Below are 16140 nucleotides of genomic sequence, written 5' to 3'. Positions count from 1 at the left end.
ATCCTTATTCGGGTGAAACCGGACGGCCCCACGAGGGGGCCGCCGTGAAGAGAAACGCTAAATCAGACGTCCAGCAGCAGGCGAGCCGGATCTTCCAGCAGGTCCTTGATCGCCACCAGGAAGCTCACCGCTTCCTTGCCGTCGATCAGACGGTGGTCGTAGGACAGCGCCAGATACATCATCGGCAGGATCACCACCTGGCCGTTCACGGCCATCGGGCGCTCCTGGATCTTGTGCATGCCGAGGATGGCGGTCTGCGGCGGGTTGACGATCGGGGTCGACAGCAGGGAACCGAACACGCCACCGTTGGAGATGGTGAAGGTGCCGCCGGTCATGTCTTCGATGGTCAGCTTGCCTTCCTTCGCCTTCTTGCCGAAGTTGGCGATGCCGCCCTCGATCTCGGCCAGGCTCATGAACTCGGCGTTACGCAGTACCGGAACCACCAGGCCGCGGTCGCTGGAAACGGCAACGCCGATGTCCTGGTAGCCGTGGTAGACGATGTCGTTGCCGTCGATGGAAGCGTTGACCCCCGGGAAGCGCTTCAGCGCCTCGGTGGCGGCCTTGACGAAGAAGGACATGAAGCCCAGGCGCACGCCGTTGTGCTTCTTCTCGAACAGGTCCTTGTACTTCGAACGCAGGTCCATGATCGGCTTCATGTTGACCTCGTTGAAGGTGGTCAGCATGGCCATGGCGGACTGCGCCTCGACCAGGCGCTCGGCGACCTTGGCCCGCAGGCGGGTCATCGGCACACGCTTCTCGACACGGTCGCCGGCGGCGAAGATCGGCGCCTCGGCAGCCGGGGCGGCAGGCTTGGCCGGGGCGGCCGGGGCGTTCTTCTTCGCTTCGACCGCAGCGACCACGTCTTCCTTGGTCACGCGACCGCCCTTGCCGGTGCCGGCGATGCTGTTCGGATCGATACCGGCCTCCTCGGCCAGCTTGCGCGCGGCCGGGGACAGGATGGCGTCGTCGCCGCCAGCGGCGGCCGGAGCGGCGGCCTGGGCAGCCGGAGCGGCGGCGGGCGCAGCGGCAGCCGGAGCGGCCGGAGCGGCGGCGCCGCCTTCGTTCAGCTTGCCGAGCAGCTCGTTGCTCAGAACGGTGTCGCCTTCGTTCTTGATGATCTCGGCCAGCACGCCGTCAGCCTCGGCGAGAACCTCGATGACCACCTTGTCGGTCTCGATGTCGACGATCAGTTCGTCGCGCTTGACCGCTTCGCCCGGCTTCTTGTGCCAGGTGGCGACGGTGCCGTCGGCGACCGATTCCGGGAAGGTTGGGGCTTTGATTTCGATAGCCATTGTGTGCGTTTCCTTAAATTCGGTTTCTTCAGCGCGTAGGCGTTAAACAGTAAAGGCGTCTTGCAGCAGTTTTTCCTGCTGCTCGGCGTGCATCGAGGCGTAGCCGCAAGCCGGAGCAGCGGAGCCTTCGCGGCCGGCGTACTCGAGATTGAGGCCCTTCTTGTGCGCGGCGATGACACGACGCATGTGATGCTGGCTGCAGAACCAGGCGCCCTGGTTCATCGGCTCTTCCTGGCACCAGACGATGTGCTTGAGGTTCTTGTAGGGAGCCAGAACTTCCGCCAGGTCGTCTTCCGGGAACGGATACAGCTGCTCGATACGGACGATCGCGGTATCTTCGCGGCCTTCCGCGCGACGCTTCTCCAGCAGGTCGTAGTACACCTTGCCGCTGCACAGCACGACGCGGTCGACCTTCTTCGGATCCAGGCTGTCGATTTCCGGGATCACGGTCTGGAAGGAACCGTTGGCCAGATCTTCCAGGGTCGAGATGGCGAGCTTGTGACGCAGCAGGGACTTCGGCGTCATCACCACCAGCGGCTTGCGCAGCGGGCGGATCACCTGACGGCGGAGCATGTGGTAGACCTGAGCCGGGGTGGTCGGCACGCAGACCTGGATGTTCTGCTCGGCGCAGAGCTGCAGGTAGCGCTCCAGGCGCGCGGAGGAGTGTTCCGGACCCTGCCCCTCATAGCCGTGCGGCAGCAGCATGGTCAGGCCGCAGAGTCGGCCCCATTTGCTTTCGCCACTGGTGATGAACTGGTCGATGACCACCTGGGCGCCGTTGGCGAAGTCGCCGAACTGGGCTTCCCAGATCACCAGCGAATTCGGCGTGGTGGTGGCGAAACCGTATTCGAACGCCAGCACGGCCTCTTCCGAAAGGAAGGAATCGTAGATATCCAGGCGCGGCTGGCCATCGAACAGATTGGCCAGCGGTACGTAGACCGAGTCGTCCTTCTGGTTGTGCAGCACCGCGTGACGGTGCGAGAAGGTGCCACGGCCGACGTCCTGGCCGGTCATCCGTACCGGATGGCCTTCGAACAGCAGGGTCGCGTAGGCCAGGGTCTCGGCGAAGCCCCAGTTGATCGGCAGGCCACCGGCCGCCATCTTCTGGCGATCTTCGTAGATCTTCGAAACCTGGCGCTGAACCACGAAGCCTTCCGGCACTTCCAGCATCTTGCTGGACAGTTCCTGCAGGGTCTTCAGGTCGAAGCGGGTGTCGTGACGCGCGGTCCAGGCATGGCCCAGGTACGGACGCCAGTCGACGAACAGTTCCTTGTTGGGCTCCTTGACCAGGCTCTTCACCACGTGCAGGCCGTTGTCCAGGGCATCGCGGTAGTCGTCGATCTTCGACTGAACCTGCTCGGCGCTGAGCACGCCGGCGTTCACCAGAGCATCGGCGTACAGCTCGCGGGTAGTACGCTGCTTGGCGATCTGCTGGTACATCAGCGGCTGGGTGCCGCTCGGCTCGTCCGCCTCGTTGTGGCCGCGGCGACGGTAGCAGACCAGGTCGATGACCACGTCACGCTTGAACTGCATGCGATAGTCGACGGCCAGCTGGGTGACGAACAGCACGGCTTCGGGATCGTCGCCGTTGACGTGGAAGATCGGCGCCTGAATCATCTTCGCCACGTCGGTGGCGTACTCGGTGGAACGCGCATCGTCCTGGCGGCTGGTGGTGAAGCCGACCTGGTTGTTGATCACCAGGTGGATGGTGCCACCGGTCTTGTAGGCGCGGGTCTGCGACATCTGGAAGGTTTCCATGACCACGCCCTGCCCCGCGAAGGCGGCATCACCGTGGATGGAAATCGGTACCACCTTGTCGCCGGAGCTGTCCTTGCGGCGGTCCTGGCGGGCACGAACGGAACCCTCGACCACCGGGGAAACGATTTCCAGGTGGGACGGGTTGAACGCCAGCGCCAAGTGGACTTCGCCGCCGCTGGTCATCACGTTCGAGGAGAAGCCCTGGTGGTACTTCACGTCACCGGAGCCCAGCTCGACGATCTTCTTGCCTTCGAACTCGTCGAACAGGTCGCGCGGGTTCTTGCCCAGGGTGTTGACCAGGACGTTCAGGCGACCGCGGTGGGCCATGCCGATGACGATTTCCTTGGCGCCGTAGGAACCGCAGCGCTGGATGATCTCGTCGACCATCGGGATCAGGCTTTCGCCGCCTTCCAGGCCGAAACGCTTGGTGCCCGGGTACTTGGTGCCCAGGTACTTCTCCAGGCCTTCGGCCGCGGTCAGGCGCTCGAGCAGGTGCGCACGCGCCTCGGCGGAGAAGCCGGGACGGCCACGCACGCTTTCCAGGCGCTGGAGGAACCACTTGCGCTGCTCGGAATCGACGATGTGCATGAACTCGGCGCCGAAGGTACCGCAATAGGTGCTCTTCAGGCTGTCGACGATTTCACGCAGGGTCGCCTCTTCCTTGCCGATGTAAAGCTCACCGGTGCGGAAAGTGGTGTCCAGATCGGCACCCGTCAGACCGTAGTGGTCGATCGACAGGTCGGCAGGCGCGGGACGCTGCCACAGGCCGAGCGGGTCGAGGGTGGAAGCCTGGTGGCCGCGGAGACGGTAAGCGTGAATGAGACGAAGGACTTCGACCTGTTTCTTCTCGTGCTCGCTGCTCACGCTACCGGCGGAAACCGGCTGGGCACGGCGCTGGTTCTTGGCCAGCAGGACGAAATGATCGCGCACTGTGGAGTGCGAGACGTCGGGGGCGGGATTGCCATCGGCGGGAAGCTTCTGGAAATACGTGCGCCACTCTTCTGGCACAGCGTTAGGGTCGTGCAGGTAGAGCTCGTAGAGCTCTTCGACGTAGGCAGCGTTACCACCGGATAGATGGGCACTGTTCCACATCCGCTGCATTACGCTTTCGTGCATGCTAGGTCACCCTCGGTAAGGGGACAACCACCTGGCGAAACCTTGAAGGCTCCGAAGTCCTCAGGCAGCGACATCGGTATGGCCACTACAGATCCCGCAGATAGTCCGGGTACCAGCCCGGATGCCCCTGCTGGTCATATTTTTCAAATCTGGGCCATGGCTTTGTGAGCTTGGCCCGCTTAGTTGCTGCGACGCCGGAAGAACTCCGGCGCCACAGGTGTTGCTAGGTACAACTCATATAACAACTGCGAGAGGATCAGGTTCCGCTCTGCAGCAGCATATTACGCACGTGGCCGATCGCCTTGGTCGGGTTCAGACCCTTCGGGCAAACGTTCACGCAGTTCATGATTCCGCGGCAGCGGAACACACTGAACGGGTCGTCCAGCGAAGCCAGGCGCTCTTCGGTCTTGGTGTCACGGCTGTCGGCCAGGAAACGATAGGCTTGCAGCAGTGCGGCCGGACCGAGGAACTTGTCGGGGTTCCACCAGAAGGACGGGCAGGAGGTCGAGCAGCAGGCGCACAGGATGCACTCGTACAGACCGTCCAGCTTCTCGCGCTCTTCCGGGGTCTGCAGACGCTCGATGGCCGGGGCCGGCGTATCGTTCTGCAGGAACGGCTTCACCTTCTCGTATTGCTTGTAGAAGATGCTCATGTCCACGACCAGGTCACGAATGACCGGCAGGCCAGGCAGCGGACGGATCACCAGCTTGCCGCCCTTCAGGCCGGCGGCCGACAGCGGGGTGATGCAGGCCAGGCCGTTCTTGCCGTTGATGTTCATGCCATCGGAGCCGCAGACGCCTTCACGGCAGGAACGACGGTAGGAGAAGCCCTCGTCCTGTTCCTTGATCAGCGCCAGCACGTCGAGGACCATCACGTCCTTGCCGTTGGTGTCGACCTGGAAATCCTGCATGTACGGCGCAGCATCTTTGTCGGGGTTGTAACGATAAACACTCACTTGCAACATGGCGGGCACCCTTAGTAAGTCCGAACCTTGGGTTCGAATGCCGGAACGGTCTTCGGCGCGAAGTTGACGGAACGCTTGGATACGCGCTTCTCACCCGGGAAGTACAGGGTGTGGCACAGCCAGTTCTCGTCGTCGCGCTCCTCGAAGTCTTCACGGGCGTGGGCGCCACGGGACTCCTTGCGGTGCTCGGCCGCGATCGCGGTGGCCTCGGCCACCTCGAGGAGGTTTTGCAGTTCCAGCGCTTCGATGCGCGCGGTGTTGAATGCCTGGCTCTTGTCGTTGATCTTGACGTTGGCGATACGCTCGCGCAGGTCGGCCAGCTGGGCGATGCCCTTCTGCATGTACTCGCCGGTGCGGAACACACCGAAGTAGTTCTGCATGCAGCTTTGCAGCTCGCGCTTGAGCGGAGCGACTTCTTCGCCGCTGGTGCGCTCGTTCACGCCGTTCAGGCGCTTGAAGGAGGCTTCCAGGTCGCTCTCGGAAGCGCCGCGGGCGTCGATGCCCTCTTTCAGCGCTTTTTCCAGGTGCAGACCGGCGGCACGGCCGAATACCACCAGATCGAGCAGCGAGTTGCCGCCCAGGCGGTTGGCGCCGTGTACCGATACGCAGGCCACTTCGCCTACGGCGAACAGGCCTTCGACGATCTGGTCGTTGCCATTGGCATCCTGGGTGATGGCCTGGCCATGGATGTTGGTGGCAACGCCACCCATCATGTAGTGGCAGGTCGGGATCACCGGGATCGGCGCGACGACCGGGTCGACGTGGGCGAAGGTCTTGGACAGTTCGCAGATGCCGGGCAGGCGGCTGTGCAGGACTTCCTCGCCGAGGTGGTCGAGTTTCAGCAGCACGTGGTCCTTGTTCGGACCCACGCCGTTGCCGGCCAGGACTTCCTTGACCATGGAACGGGCGACCACGTCGCGACCGGCCAGGTCCTTCGCGTTCGGCGCATAACGCTCCATGAAGCGCTCGCCGTGGGCGTTGATCAGGTAACCGCCTTCGCCGCGACAACCTTCGGTGACCAGTACACCGGCGCCGGCGATGCCGGTCGGGTGGAACTGCCACATCTCGATGTCCTGCACCGGCACGCCGGCACGCAGGGCCATGCCCACGCCGTCACCGGTGTTGATCAGCGCGTTGGTGGTGGAGGCGTAGATACGGCCGGCACCGCCAGTGGCCAGGACCACGGCCTTGGAACGGATGTAGACGGTCTCGCCGGTCTCGATGCAGATGGCGATGATGCCGACCACCGCGCCGTCCTGGTTCTTCACCAGGTCGACCGCGTACCACTCGTTGAGGAACGAGGTGCCATTCTTCAGGTTGGCCTGGTACAGGGTGTGCAGCAGCGCGTGGCCGGTACGGTCGGCGGCGGCGCAGGTACGGGCGGCCTGGCCACCCTTGCCGAAGTCCTTGGACTGGCCGCCGAACGGACGCTGGTAGATGCGGCCGGTTTCGGTACGGGAGAACGGCAGACCCATGTGCTCGAGCTCGAACACGGCCTCGGGGCCGACGGAACACATGTATTCGATCGCGTCCTGGTCACCGATGTAGTCGGAGCCCTTGACGGTGTCGTACATGTGCCAACGCCAATCGTCGTTCGGGTCGGCCGAAGCGATGGCGCAGGTGATGCCACCCTGTGCGGATACGGTGTGGGAACGGGTCGGGAAGACCTTGGTCACCACGGCGGTCTTGTGGCCGCCCTGGGCCAGTTGCAGCGCGGCACGCATGCCGGCGCCACCGCCACCGACGATGATGGCGTCAAAGGAAAGTGTACGAATGCTAGCCATGGATCACATACCCCAAAGAATCTGCACACCCCAGACGAAGAATGCGAACATCGCCATGCCGCAAACCGCCTGGAAGAGGAAACGCACGACTGTCGCCGCCTTGCCGAGAGCCATCGAAGTCAGGTAGTCGGTGGAGATGGTCCACATACCGACCCACGCATGGACGCTCAGGGCAACCAGGGTCAACAGGCTGAAGATGCGCATCCAACCCTGCGAGAACAGGCCGTGCCAGTCCGCGTAGGAAATGTTGGGGTGAGCAATGAGGTAGCCCAGCAGGAAAATGACATAAGCCGCGAGAACGACCGCGGAAACGCGCTGAGCCATCCAGTCGTAGAGGCCGGAGCGCGAGAAGTTTGTGACGTTAGTTACCATACCCATACCCCCGCCAGAACGATCAGCACCACCGCGATGGCGATGACGATTTTGGAGCCACGCTTACCGCCTTCCAGCGTCTCGCCGACGCCAGCGTCCATGACCAGGTGGCGAACACCGGCCACCAGGTGGTACAGCAGCGCAGACAGCAGGCCCCAGATCACCAGCTTGGCCAGGGGACTGGTCAGGCACGCCTTCACCTGCTCGAAGCCTTCTTCCGAACTCAGCGACTTGTCGAGCGCGAACAGCAGCACGGCAATACCGAGGAACAGGATGACGCCAGAGATACGGTGGAGAATGGACGTGTAAGCGGTGACAGGGAGTTTGATGGTCCTTAGGTCTAGGTTTACAGGTCGTTTGCTATTCACGGCTTTTTTCACACTGAGAGCCCTAACGAACAGGGCTAGTTGTCGGGAAGTGCACTTGTCAGGTACCCATCACCAGGGAGTGGCGACCGTCTATGAAAGCGGGCCAGGAATACCCCTTGCGGTCGGACGCCGAGTATAGACAGTTAGGCTACTAATGACAACGAAAACACCCATCGCCAAATGGTTGATTGCGGGCCTTTTATAAAAGGCGTAAATAGCCCCCTTTTTCTGCGAAAACCCCGCAACGAAAGGCTCTACGGCATGGATTCGCGCAAATTGACTTTCGAATTTATCCCTCTATAGTGGTGCGGGCCCTGCGTGGGGGGTACTGATGATTTCAAGCATAAATAGGAGGCCATCATGGCTGACAAAAAAGCGCAGTTGATCATCGAGGGCTCAGCCCCCGTCGAACTGCCCGTCCTATCCGGTACCATGGGTCCCGATGTAGTGGATGTACGGGGCCTCACCGCCACGGGCCACTTCACTTTCGATCCTGGCTTCATGTCGACCGCCTCCTGCGAGTCGAAGATCACCTATATCGACGGCGACAAAGGCGTCCTCCTCCATCGCGGCTACCCCATCGAGCAACTGGCAGAGAAATCCGACTACCTGGAAACCTGCTACCTGCTGCTGAACGGCGAGCTGCCCACCGCCGCGCAGAAGGAACAGTTCGTCGGCACCATCAAGAACCACACCATGGTTCACGAGCAGTTGAAGACCTTCTTCAACGGCTTCCGCCGCGACGCCCATCCGATGGCCGTGATGTGCGGCGTGATCGGCGCCCTCTCGGCCTTCTACCACGACTCCCTGGACATCAATAACCCGAAGCATCGCGAAGTCTCCGCGCATCGCCTGATCGCCAAGATGCCGACCATCGCCGCCATGGTGTACAAGTACTCCAAGGGCGAGCCGATGATGTATCCGCGTAACGACCTGAACTACGCGGAAAACTTCCTGCACATGATGTTCAACACCCCCTGCGAGACCAAGCCGATCAGCCCCGTGCTGGCCAAGGCCATGGACCGCATCTTCATTCTCCACGCCGACCACGAGCAGAACGCCTCCACCTCCACGGTGCGTCTGGCCGGCTCCTCCGGCGCCAATCCGTTCGCCTGCATCGCCTCCGGCATCGCCGCCCTGTGGGGACCGGCCCATGGCGGCGCGAACGAAGCGGTGCTGCGCATGCTCGACGAGATCGGCGACGTGTCCAACATCGACAAGTTCGTCGAGAAGGCCAAGGACAAGAACGATCCGTTCAAGCTGATGGGCTTCGGCCATCGTGTCTACAAGAACTTCGACCCGCGCGCCAAGGTCATGAAGCAGACCTGCGACGAGGTCCTCCAGGAGCTGGGCATCAACGACCCGCAACTGGAACTGGCGATGAAGCTGGAAGAAATCGCCCGCCACGACCCCTACTTCGTGGAACGCAACCTGTACCCGAACGTCGACTTCTACTCGGGGATCATCCTCAAGGCGATCGGCATTCCGACCAGCATGTTCACCGTGATCTTCGCCCTGGCGCGTACCGTCGGCTGGATCTCGCACTGGCAGGAAATGCTCTCCGGTCCCTATAAGATCGGCCGCCCGCGCCAGCTCTATACCGGCCACACCCAGCGCGACTTCACCGCCCTCAAGGATCGCGGCTGAAACCCGTCACGCCTGGCGAGAAAGGCTGCTTCGGCAGCCTTTTTTGTGCCCGCCCCTTTCCTCCGGACACAAAAAAACCGCCCCGGAGGCGGTCTTTTTGCAACGAAGGCGCGCTCAGCGCTTCTCGGCGGCGCTACGCAGGCCCTTGAGGGTGTTCAGCGGCGCGTCGACCACGAAGCTGTTGGCCAACCAGGAAGGAATGCTGCCACCCGGCTCGGTTTCCACCTGGTAGGTCACTTCCGTCACGCCCTGCCCCTTCGGCTGCAACTTCCACTCGCCGACCAGCTTGGGCACGCGGATCTGGCCCTTTTCCTCGGGGATATAGGTCGGATCGGCCTTAAGGTGACGGATCACGGTGCCATCCGCAGTCTTCTCGGTGGTGACATGGATGACCACGTCGCGACCGGTGACCGGCCAGGGCATGTCGATCTTCGAGTAGGTCCAGGCGTCGGCGCCTTCCTGCTTCAGGAGTTTCATCTCGGCGCAGGCATGGATCCACTTGCAGGAACCCTTGACGTCCTCCTGCAGCGCCTCGATGGTCGCCACGTCGGCCTTGATGTCGGTAACGCCGCGATAAGCCTTGTACTTGGAGCCCTGGACACTGCTGAGGTAGACCTTCACGCCATCCTCGTCCTTGGCCAGCTTCCAGTCTTCGGCCAGCGCATTGCCGGCCACCCCAAACACTGCGGCAGCCAGCACGGTCATACGCAAAATGCCACGCATCGTTCCTGTTCCTCTCTTTATGGTTATTTTCGGTTCGCCGGCCGGGCGGTCGACGCCCTGCAAGCCGCGATCCTGAGCCTTCGGCGCAGGATGCGCAGCAGTATGGCGTGAGACAGCCAGACTTCCAACCCGTTCACGCGGCAGTGATGACTTCCCACTCCGCGATCAGGGCCAGCGCCTGCTCACGGCTGTCGCCGCAGATTTCCGGATCGGCGCCGAACTGGCCGCATACGGCCGGTCGCTCCGGTCGGCCGAACAGCCCGCAGAGATGGTTTTCGTCCAGGTGCAGGCAGCGTACGCCCGCGGGCTTGCCGGCCGGCATGCCCGGCAGCGGAGAGGAAATCGACGGTGCTATGCAGCAGGCGCCGCAGCCGGCTCTACATTGCATGGGAAGGATCTCGCCCGAAAGTTGGCAGAGGAGCGGCCAGGACAGCCGTCCGGAACGGGCGCAAAGAATACGGACCGGCCAGGCCGCCGCCAAGCCCGGCGGATCAGCGGCGCGTTTCCGCCTCGAGACGCGCGCTGCGAAGCTGCCACTGCTCGCGGTTGCCGGCAGCGAACAGCCAGGCCCTGGCCGACTCCGTCGCAGCCCGCCATTGCACCCGGCCCGGCTCGCGCAGGTCGAGGGATTGCGCCGCCGTCGAGTGGCCGAGGAAGGCGTTGCCAGCGGAACCCCAGTAGCCGGCGACCCCGGCCGGCAAGACCCAGGAGCGACCTTCCGCCTCGTCATCGACGATACCGGACAAGCGCTCCCCCGCTCCACGCCGCCAGGACAGGGCGACCCGGTTCAGCTCGCTGTCCGCCAGCGCGACGCGCACCTCCACGCCGCCCTGGCGCGGCTCGAACGACAGCTCGTAGGCGCTGAGCCGGCCATCGGCGCAGCGCAGGTGGCCCTTCAGGGACAAGCGTCGACCGACCAGCTCGAAGCTCTCCAGGCTCTGCTCCTGGCAGCGCAACTGCAGGCGACCGGCGCTTTCCCGCCCGGCCCCGAGAAAACCGCCCTCGCTCTCCCACAACGGCGGCCGGGCGCTACCCGCCACTGACAGGGCGAGGCTCTTGCCGCCCCAGCTCAAGCGGTATTCGCCCAGGTTGAAATCGCGCGGGATGGCAAACGCCGGCGGCACCCGCAGCTCGCTCCACAGAGCCGGCTCCCGCGACGCCTGGCTCGCCCACCAGGCGGCCGCCAGCACGACGGCCAGCCCGCTCAGCGCGAGCCCCCAGACCAGCGAGCGCTTGTGCAACCGCATACCTTTCATCCTTTTCGAGCACCAACCCCTACCGACCGATGCCTGCCCACTTGGTTTTATCGCCGCAGCCAATTAGGCTGCGCCGTCCCAGCCCTCCGGAGCCCATCCATCATGCCTGTCTGGCTGCAAACCGCCTTGTTGCTAGCCTGCTCCAACCTGTTCATGACCTTCGCCTGGTATGGCCACCTGAAGACCCTCAACAGCAAGCCCTGGATCATCGCAGCCCTGATCAGCTGGGGTATCGCGCTGTTCGAATACCTGCTGCAGGTGCCGGCCAACCGCATCGGCTACACCGAACTCTCGGTCGGCCAACTGAAGATCATGCAGGAAGTCATCACCCTGGCGGTCTTCGTCCCGTTCAGCGTCTACTTCATGCAGCAGCCGCTGAAACTGGACTACCTCTGGGCCGGCCTGTGCCTGCTCGGCGCGGTGTACTTCATCTTCCGCGCCTGAGCCGCGTCACGAACGTAGCCGGGCGATCAGGCTGGAGGTATCCCAACGACCGCCGCCCATCGCCTGCACTTCGGCGTAGAACTGGTCGACCAGCGCCGTGACCGGCAACTGCGCGCCGTTGCGTCGCGCCTCGGCGAGCAGGATCGACAGGTCCTTGCGCATCCAGTCCACGGCGAAGCCGAAATCGAACTCTCCGGCCAGCATGCTCTGGTGGCGGTTTTCCAGTTGCCAGGACTGAGCCGCGCCCTTGCCGATCACCTGCATCGCCGCCTCGCCGTCGAGACCGGCGCACTGGGCGAAGTGCAGCGCCTCGGCCAAGCCCTGGAGCAGCCCCGCGACGCAGATCTGGTTGACCATCTTGGTCAATTGCCCGCTACCCACGTCGCCCATTCGCCGGACCATCCGCGCATAGCTGCGCAGCAGCGGTTCGGCGCGTCGATAGAAGGCCTCCTCGCCACCGACCATCACCGTCAGGGCGCCGTTGACCGCGCCCGCCTGGCCGCCGGAGACCGGCGCGTCGAGAAAGCCCAGCTCACGCTCGGCAGCCAGCAGCGACAGCTCGCGGGCGACTTCCGCCGAAGCGGTAGTGTGGTCGACGAACAGGCTGCCCGGCGCCATTCCGGCGAAGGCGCCCTGCTCGCCCAGCGCCACGGCACGCAGGTCGTCGTCGTTACCGACGCAGCAGAACACCAGTTCGGCGCCGGCACAGGCCTCGCGCGGCGTATCGGCGTATCGTCCGGCGTACTCCTCGACCCAGCGCAGCGCCTTGGCCGACGAGCGATTGTAGACGCAGACGCGATAGCCCTCGCGCTGCAGGTGCCCGGCCATCGGGTAGCCCATCGTGCCCAGGCCGAGAAATGCGACCGCAGTCATTCCGTCATCTCCTCGAAATCCGATCCCGCAGCCTAGCACAGCGGTTTGCCGAGGTCCGGAAGCCCCGCCATACTCAGCGCGGACCCTGGTATGGATAGCTCCGATGCCTCACTGGCTGGTAATCGATCTGGAGGCCACTACCGCGGAAGGCGGCTGGCCCCTGGAGGAAATGGAAATCATCGAGATCGGCGCCACCCTGGTCGCCGCCGCGGACGCCCGCGAACTGGACCACTTCCAGCGTTTCGTACGACCGGTCAGGCGGCCGCTGCTGACCCACTTCTGCCGCGACCTCACGCATATCAGCCAGGCCAATGTCGATGGCGCCGCCCATCTCGACACGGTCTGGGAAGCCTTCGAGCGCTGGCTCGCCCAGCATCGTCCGCGACTGGCCGGCTGGGCCAGCTGGGGCGACTACGACCGCCGCCAGCTGGAGCAGGAGTGGCGCCAGCACGGGCTGACCAGCCAGCTCAGCGAAGTGCCGCACGTCAATCTCAAGCAACGCTTCGGCGAAGTCCGCCAACTGCCCCGCCCGGTCGGCCTGAACGCGGCCCTGCAACTGGCCGGGATGAGTTTCCAGGGCCAGCAGCACCGCGCCCTGGAGGATGCCCGCAATACCGCACGGCTGCTGCCGCTGGTATTGCCGGTGGAGCATTGAACGAGGCCCGCGCCGCCTAGTGACGCCTTTCCGAGGCTTGGGCATACTGGCGGGCCTTTTCAAACCCGCCTGTTCACCCCTTCAGGAGAAGCCCATGTTCAAGGTCAACGAATACTTCGACGGCACCGTCAAATCCATCGCCTTCGACATGACCGCCGGCCCGGCCACCATCGGCGTGATGGCGGCAGGCGAATACGAATTCGGCACCAGCCAGCTGGAGATCATGCATGTGGTCGCCGGCGCGCTGACGGTCAAGCTGCCGGGCAGCGACGAGTGGCAGGAATACGCCAGCGGCAGCCAGTTCACCGTCCCGGCGAACAGCAAGTTCCAGCTCAAGGTCGCCCAGGACACCGCCTACCTCTGCGAATACCGCTGAGCCCGGGCAGACAGGAAAACCGGCCGCAGGCCGGTTTTTTCTTGGCCGCCGTCCAGCGGCGGCGGAGGGATCGGTACGCTCATCCGCCGCTGGAGCGGCTTGCCTAGCCCATTCAGCCCTGCGGGAAGCGGTAGTGGCCGATGACCTGGTAGCGGAACAGCAGGTCCTCTTCCCGCACGCCGGCACCGATGTTGTGCAACACCAGCGGCCTGCCCTCCAGCCTGCGATCGGAAAGCACGCCGATATGCAGCAGGCCGTTGTCCAGGCGCCAGGCGACGATGTCTCCGGCCCGGTAGGCGGAGGCGTCGCGGCTCGGCGTCAGTGCCAGGCCCTGGCGGCTGAACCAGGTCATCAGGTTCGGTACGCGGCGGTGATCGATGTTGCGGTCGGTGCCTTTCATCCCCCATTGCTGCGGGTAGGCCGCGAAGTGGCGACGCATGTCTTCGTGCACCGCCTTCTGCAGGTCCAGCCCCTGTCCACGCAGCGCACGGACCACCACGTCGGTGCAGACCCCGGTCTGCAGCGGCACGTCGCCGCCCGGATAGTCCAGTTGCCGGTAGGCCGGGTCGTAGCCCAGGGTTACGCCCACCTGGGCACGCGCCGCATCCACCAGTCGCTGCGGTTCGACCGCAGCGGCCGCCGCCAGCGGCAGTCCGAGCATGGCGAGCAGCAACAGGCGGCGCAGCGCGCCGGATACGTCCTTGTCCATCCTTTCCTCCTAGGCGCCCGCGGGCGCGTCCTGGTCCTTCCCGTATCCCAGCGGATACAGCAGTTCTTCCTTGTAGCCGGCCCAGACCCGGATGGCGTCCGGGAAGCTGTCGTCCAGCGCCGGGTCGCCGCTGTCGACCAGCAACGGGCGGCCCCCGAGGGTCCCCAGCTTGCGCTTGGTGGCGACCACCCGCATGCGCTCCAGGCCGATGGCGCGCAACACCCGGGGACTGATCTGCTGGTTGCCGCGACCGATCACGTGGCCCTGGCCGCCGATGGCGGTGACCAGCAGGAACGCCGGATGACCGTCCACCAGTTCGAACAGCCGCGCCTCGTCGACGTCGCGGGCGAGCACCGCGCCATTCTCCAGCACGTCGACGCCCAGCAGGGTGGTTTCCAGGCCGAGATTGCGCGCCAGGCCATGCAGGGTCGAGCCCGGTCCGAGCACATAGCGCACGCCGTCTTCCCAGCTTTCCGCCAGCCAGTCGGCGAGGTCCACCAGCACCAGCTCCTCGGACTCCATCCCTGCCTGCTTCACGTGCTGCATGAAGTGGCCCTCCTCCGGCACCGTCATCTCGCCGTACCAACGCGCGGCGACGCGGCCGGCGCGCAGCGCCTCTTCGTCGAGGTCGCGCACCTCGCCGCTGGCCAGGCGCACCAGGCCGCCCTCGACCAGGCGCCTGGCCAATTCGCCGGCCGCGCGCGGACTGATGGCATAGACCCCGGAGTGGATCTTCACCCCGGCCGGAATGCCGAGCACCGGCTGTTGCTCGCGCACCACCCCGGCAACATCCCGTGCTGTGCCATCACCACCGGCGAACAGGATCAGGGCGACGCCGGCCTCCTGCAAACGCTCGACCGCCAACCGGGTATCCGCCGCGCTGCTGACCGCTCCCTGCCACTCGCCGAGCAGGCGATGGCGGAAGCCCATGCGCTCGAGCAACTCGCCGCCCATGGCCCCGGGAAAGGTCAGGAACTCGATCTTCTCGACCAGCGGCAACAGGCACTCCAGGGCTATCCGGGTGCGCTCCAGCGCACGTGGTTCGGCGCCTCTGGCCAGGGCCTCGGCGGCCACCCCGTCGCTGCCCTTCAAGGCGACCGGACCACCCAGCCCGGCCAAGGGATTGACCACCAACCCCAGGCGAAACATGTCCATACTCATCCTCGGGCGAACTCCAGGACGCCCACACCGGTCGGACCACTATAACCAGAAAAACCCAGCGGTAGCCGGCAAGCTGGCACGCCGGCTGCAAGATTGCTATGGTCCATGGCTTTCGCGTTGGAGCGGCACGACATCCGCCGTTTGTCACGGCGGTTTCATCTGCGCTCCCTAGACTGCCGATAAACCTGATGAGGAGACGGGCAATGAATTCGCAACACACCGATACCGCCAAGCGCCGCGTGATCCCCTTCAATACGCAGCAGCACAGCGGTGGCGCCATCATCGACGCCCAGGGCCGGGAAATCCCGATCACCGAGGTGATGATCCAGCGCGCCTGCCGCGAACTGGACAGGTCCCTGGAGCAGGAACAGAAGCAGGCCTGAGCGCCCGCCAGCACGACTTCGAAGCCCGGCATCCGCCGGGCTTTTTTTCGCTTGCGCGAAGCCGCGCCCTAGCTCGGCGCCGGCAGGTCCTCGCCGACCAGGTCGAGGAAGGTCTCGACGATCCGCCGCGAGCGCTGTTCGCGCAGGCACACCAGGGTCTCGGTCAGGCGTCGCTGGCAATCGACGATGGGCAGCGCATGGACCCGCGTGTCGGCGCCGAACCTGTCTCTTAGATACATCTGACGCTGCCGACGACTCC

General features: G+C 64.5%; 17 protein-coding genes and 1 pseudogene. 5 read left to right on the top strand and 13 right to left on the bottom strand.

Annotated features, from left to right (window positions below):
• Positions 1–62: 62 nt before the first annotated feature.
• From odhB to sdhC, 6 genes are all read right to left on the bottom strand, one after another.
• On the bottom strand, positions 63–1292 hold the full coding sequence (gene odhB / locus FFS27_RS05810; RefSeq protein WP_003114264.1) for a 2-oxoglutarate dehydrogenase complex dihydrolipoyllysine-residue succinyltransferase: 1230 nt from the start codon (positions 1290–1292) through the stop codon (positions 63–65).
• A 42-nt stretch (positions 1293–1334) separates the two neighbouring features.
• Positions 1335–4166 (bottom strand): 2-oxoglutarate dehydrogenase E1 component, encoded by a 2832-nt coding sequence (locus FFS27_RS05805; RefSeq protein WP_003087413.1) that lies wholly within the window; start codon positions 4164–4166, stop codon positions 1335–1337.
• 256 nt (positions 4167–4422) lie between these two features.
• On the bottom strand, positions 4423–5130 hold the full coding sequence (locus tag FFS27_RS05800; protein WP_003087410.1) for a succinate dehydrogenase iron-sulfur subunit: 708 nt from the start codon (positions 5128–5130) through the stop codon (positions 4423–4425).
• An 11-nt stretch (positions 5131–5141) separates the two neighbouring features.
• Positions 5142–6914 (bottom strand): succinate dehydrogenase flavoprotein subunit, encoded by a 1773-nt coding sequence (gene sdhA / locus FFS27_RS05795; protein ID WP_003087407.1) that lies wholly within the window; start codon positions 6912–6914, stop codon positions 5142–5144.
• A 3-nt stretch (positions 6915–6917) separates the two neighbouring features.
• On the bottom strand, positions 6918–7286 hold the full coding sequence (gene sdhD, locus FFS27_RS05790) for a succinate dehydrogenase, hydrophobic membrane anchor protein (RefSeq protein ID WP_003104386.1): 369 nt from the start codon (positions 7284–7286) through the stop codon (positions 6918–6920).
• Entirely contained in the window at positions 7280–7666 is a 387-nt protein-coding gene (gene sdhC, locus FFS27_RS05785) for a succinate dehydrogenase, cytochrome b556 subunit (protein WP_003104388.1), read from the bottom strand. The genes sdhD and sdhC overlap by 7 nt, the downstream gene beginning before the upstream one ends.
• A gap of 348 nt (positions 7667–8014) precedes the next feature.
• On the opposite strand from sdhC, the gene gltA reads away from it, so the two are divergent.
• Positions 8015–9301, top strand: coding sequence for a citrate synthase (gene gltA, locus FFS27_RS05780; RefSeq protein ID WP_003087400.1), 1287 nt, complete (start codon positions 8015–8017; stop codon positions 9299–9301).
• A 114-nt stretch (positions 9302–9415) separates the two neighbouring features.
• Here gltA and FFS27_RS05775 read toward each other — a convergent pair whose 3' ends face one another.
• The 3 genes from FFS27_RS05775 to FFS27_RS05765 all read right to left on the bottom strand — a co-directional run bounded on the left by FFS27_RS05775 (position 9416) and on the right by FFS27_RS05765 (position 11271).
• Positions 9416–10024: an START domain-containing protein gene (locus FFS27_RS05775; RefSeq protein WP_003104390.1), complete on the bottom strand. Its 609-nt coding sequence runs from the start codon at positions 10022–10024 to the stop codon at positions 9416–9418.
• A gap of 133 nt (positions 10025–10157) precedes the next feature.
• On the bottom strand, positions 10158–10412 hold the full coding sequence (locus tag FFS27_RS05770) for a YkgJ family cysteine cluster protein (protein WP_003087397.1): 255 nt from the start codon (positions 10410–10412) through the stop codon (positions 10158–10160).
• Between the two features lie 103 nt (positions 10413–10515).
• On the bottom strand, positions 10516–11271 hold the full coding sequence (locus FFS27_RS05765) for a hypothetical protein (protein ID WP_021264563.1): 756 nt from the start codon (positions 11269–11271) through the stop codon (positions 10516–10518).
• A gap of 111 nt (positions 11272–11382) precedes the next feature.
• Between FFS27_RS05765 and FFS27_RS05760 the strand changes: the two genes are divergently transcribed.
• Entirely contained in the window at positions 11383–11724 is a 342-nt protein-coding gene (locus FFS27_RS05760) for a DMT family protein (RefSeq protein ID WP_003087393.1), read from the top strand.
• Between the two features lie 6 nt (positions 11725–11730).
• On the opposite strand, the gene FFS27_RS05755 is transcribed toward FFS27_RS05760, so the two are convergent.
• A complete protein-coding gene (locus FFS27_RS05755; protein WP_003132935.1) occupies positions 11731–12597 on the bottom strand; it encodes an NAD(P)-dependent oxidoreductase in 867 nt (288 codons plus the stop codon).
• 103 nt (positions 12598–12700) lie between these two features.
• Here FFS27_RS05755 and FFS27_RS05750 point away from each other — a divergent pair, with 103 nt between their 5' ends.
• Together FFS27_RS05750 and ppnP are read left to right on the top strand one after the other, a co-directional pair.
• Positions 12701–13252 carry an exonuclease domain-containing protein gene (locus FFS27_RS05750; protein WP_003087377.1) on the top strand — a complete coding sequence of 184 codons (552 nt, stop codon included), beginning with the start codon at positions 12701–12703 and terminating at the stop codon, positions 13250–13252.
• A 94-nt stretch (positions 13253–13346) separates the two neighbouring features.
• Positions 13347–13628 (top strand): pyrimidine/purine nucleoside phosphorylase, encoded by a 282-nt coding sequence (ppnP, locus tag FFS27_RS05745; RefSeq protein WP_003087375.1) that lies wholly within the window; start codon positions 13347–13349, stop codon positions 13626–13628.
• 112 nt (positions 13629–13740) lie between these two features.
• Here ppnP and FFS27_RS05740 read toward each other — a convergent pair whose 3' ends face one another.
• Positions 13741–14337: a DUF1287 domain-containing protein gene (locus FFS27_RS05740; protein WP_003087371.1), complete on the bottom strand. Its 597-nt coding sequence runs from the start codon at positions 14335–14337 to the stop codon at positions 13741–13743.
• A gap of 9 nt (positions 14338–14346) precedes the next feature.
• Positions 14347–15492 (bottom strand): ATP-NAD kinase family protein, encoded by a 1146-nt coding sequence (locus tag FFS27_RS05735; RefSeq protein ID WP_023092000.1) that lies wholly within the window; start codon positions 15490–15492, stop codon positions 14347–14349.
• 209 nt (positions 15493–15701) lie between these two features.
• On the opposite strand from FFS27_RS05735, the gene FFS27_RS05730 reads away from it, so the two are divergent.
• A complete protein-coding gene (locus tag FFS27_RS05730; RefSeq protein ID WP_003087367.1) occupies positions 15702–15881 on the top strand; it encodes a PA1571 family protein in 180 nt (59 codons plus the stop codon).
• Positions 15882–15949: 68 nt separating this feature from the next.
• Here FFS27_RS05730 and FFS27_RS05725 read toward each other — a convergent pair.
• A pseudogene (locus FFS27_RS05725) lies at positions 15950–16140 on the bottom strand (hypothetical protein); the annotation flags it as partial.

This window comes from Pseudomonas sp. 2VD (genome assembly GCF_005503585.1).
GTDB lineage: Bacteria > Pseudomonadota > Gammaproteobacteria > Pseudomonadales > Pseudomonadaceae > Pseudomonas > Pseudomonas aeruginosa.
The sequence above is the reverse complement of the archived record's forward strand: the minus strand, read 5'-3'. Positions and strand labels throughout refer to the sequence as shown.

What these genes read in the sequence shown, in the direction of transcription:
- odhB (WP_003114264.1), bottom strand. Translation starts at nt 1,292, where the DNA reads ATGGCTATCGAAATCAAAGCCCCAACCTTCCCGGAATCGGTCGCCGAC.
- FFS27_RS05805 (WP_003087413.1), bottom strand. Translation starts at nt 4,166, where the DNA reads ATGCACGAAAGCGTAATGCAGCGGATGTGGAACAGTGCCCATCTATCC.
- FFS27_RS05800 (WP_003087410.1), bottom strand. Translation starts at nt 5,130, where the DNA reads ATGTTGCAAGTGAGTGTTTATCGTTACAACCCCGACAAAGATGCTGCG.
- sdhA (WP_003087407.1), bottom strand. Translation starts at nt 6,914, where the DNA reads ATGGCTAGCATTCGTACACTTTCCTTTGACGCCATCATCGTCGGTGGC.
- sdhD (WP_003104386.1), bottom strand. Translation starts at nt 7,286, where the DNA reads ATGGTAACTAACGTCACAAACTTCTCGCGCTCCGGCCTCTACGACTGG.
- gltA (WP_003087400.1), top strand. Translation starts at nt 8,015, where the DNA reads ATGGCTGACAAAAAAGCGCAGTTGATCATCGAGGGCTCAGCCCCCGTC.
- FFS27_RS05775 (WP_003104390.1), bottom strand. Translation starts at nt 10,024, where the DNA reads ATGCGTGGCATTTTGCGTATGACCGTGCTGGCTGCCGCAGTGTTTGGG.
- FFS27_RS05770 (WP_003087397.1), bottom strand. Translation starts at nt 10,412, where the DNA reads ATGCAATGTAGAGCCGGCTGCGGCGCCTGCTGCATAGCACCGTCGATT.
- FFS27_RS05765 (WP_021264563.1), bottom strand. Translation starts at nt 11,271, where the DNA reads ATGCGGTTGCACAAGCGCTCGCTGGTCTGGGGGCTCGCGCTGAGCGGG.
- FFS27_RS05760 (WP_003087393.1), top strand. Translation starts at nt 11,383, where the DNA reads ATGCCTGTCTGGCTGCAAACCGCCTTGTTGCTAGCCTGCTCCAACCTG.
- FFS27_RS05755 (WP_003132935.1), bottom strand. Translation starts at nt 12,597, where the DNA reads ATGACTGCGGTCGCATTTCTCGGCCTGGGCACGATGGGCTACCCGATG.
- FFS27_RS05750 (WP_003087377.1), top strand. Translation starts at nt 12,701, where the DNA reads ATGCCTCACTGGCTGGTAATCGATCTGGAGGCCACTACCGCGGAAGGC.
- ppnP (WP_003087375.1), top strand. Translation starts at nt 13,347, where the DNA reads ATGTTCAAGGTCAACGAATACTTCGACGGCACCGTCAAATCCATCGCC.
- FFS27_RS05740 (WP_003087371.1), bottom strand. Translation starts at nt 14,337, where the DNA reads ATGGACAAGGACGTATCCGGCGCGCTGCGCCGCCTGTTGCTGCTCGCC.
- FFS27_RS05735 (WP_023092000.1), bottom strand. Translation starts at nt 15,492, where the DNA reads ATGGACATGTTTCGCCTGGGGTTGGTGGTCAATCCCTTGGCCGGGCTG.
- FFS27_RS05730 (WP_003087367.1), top strand. Translation starts at nt 15,702, where the DNA reads ATGAATTCGCAACACACCGATACCGCCAAGCGCCGCGTGATCCCCTTC.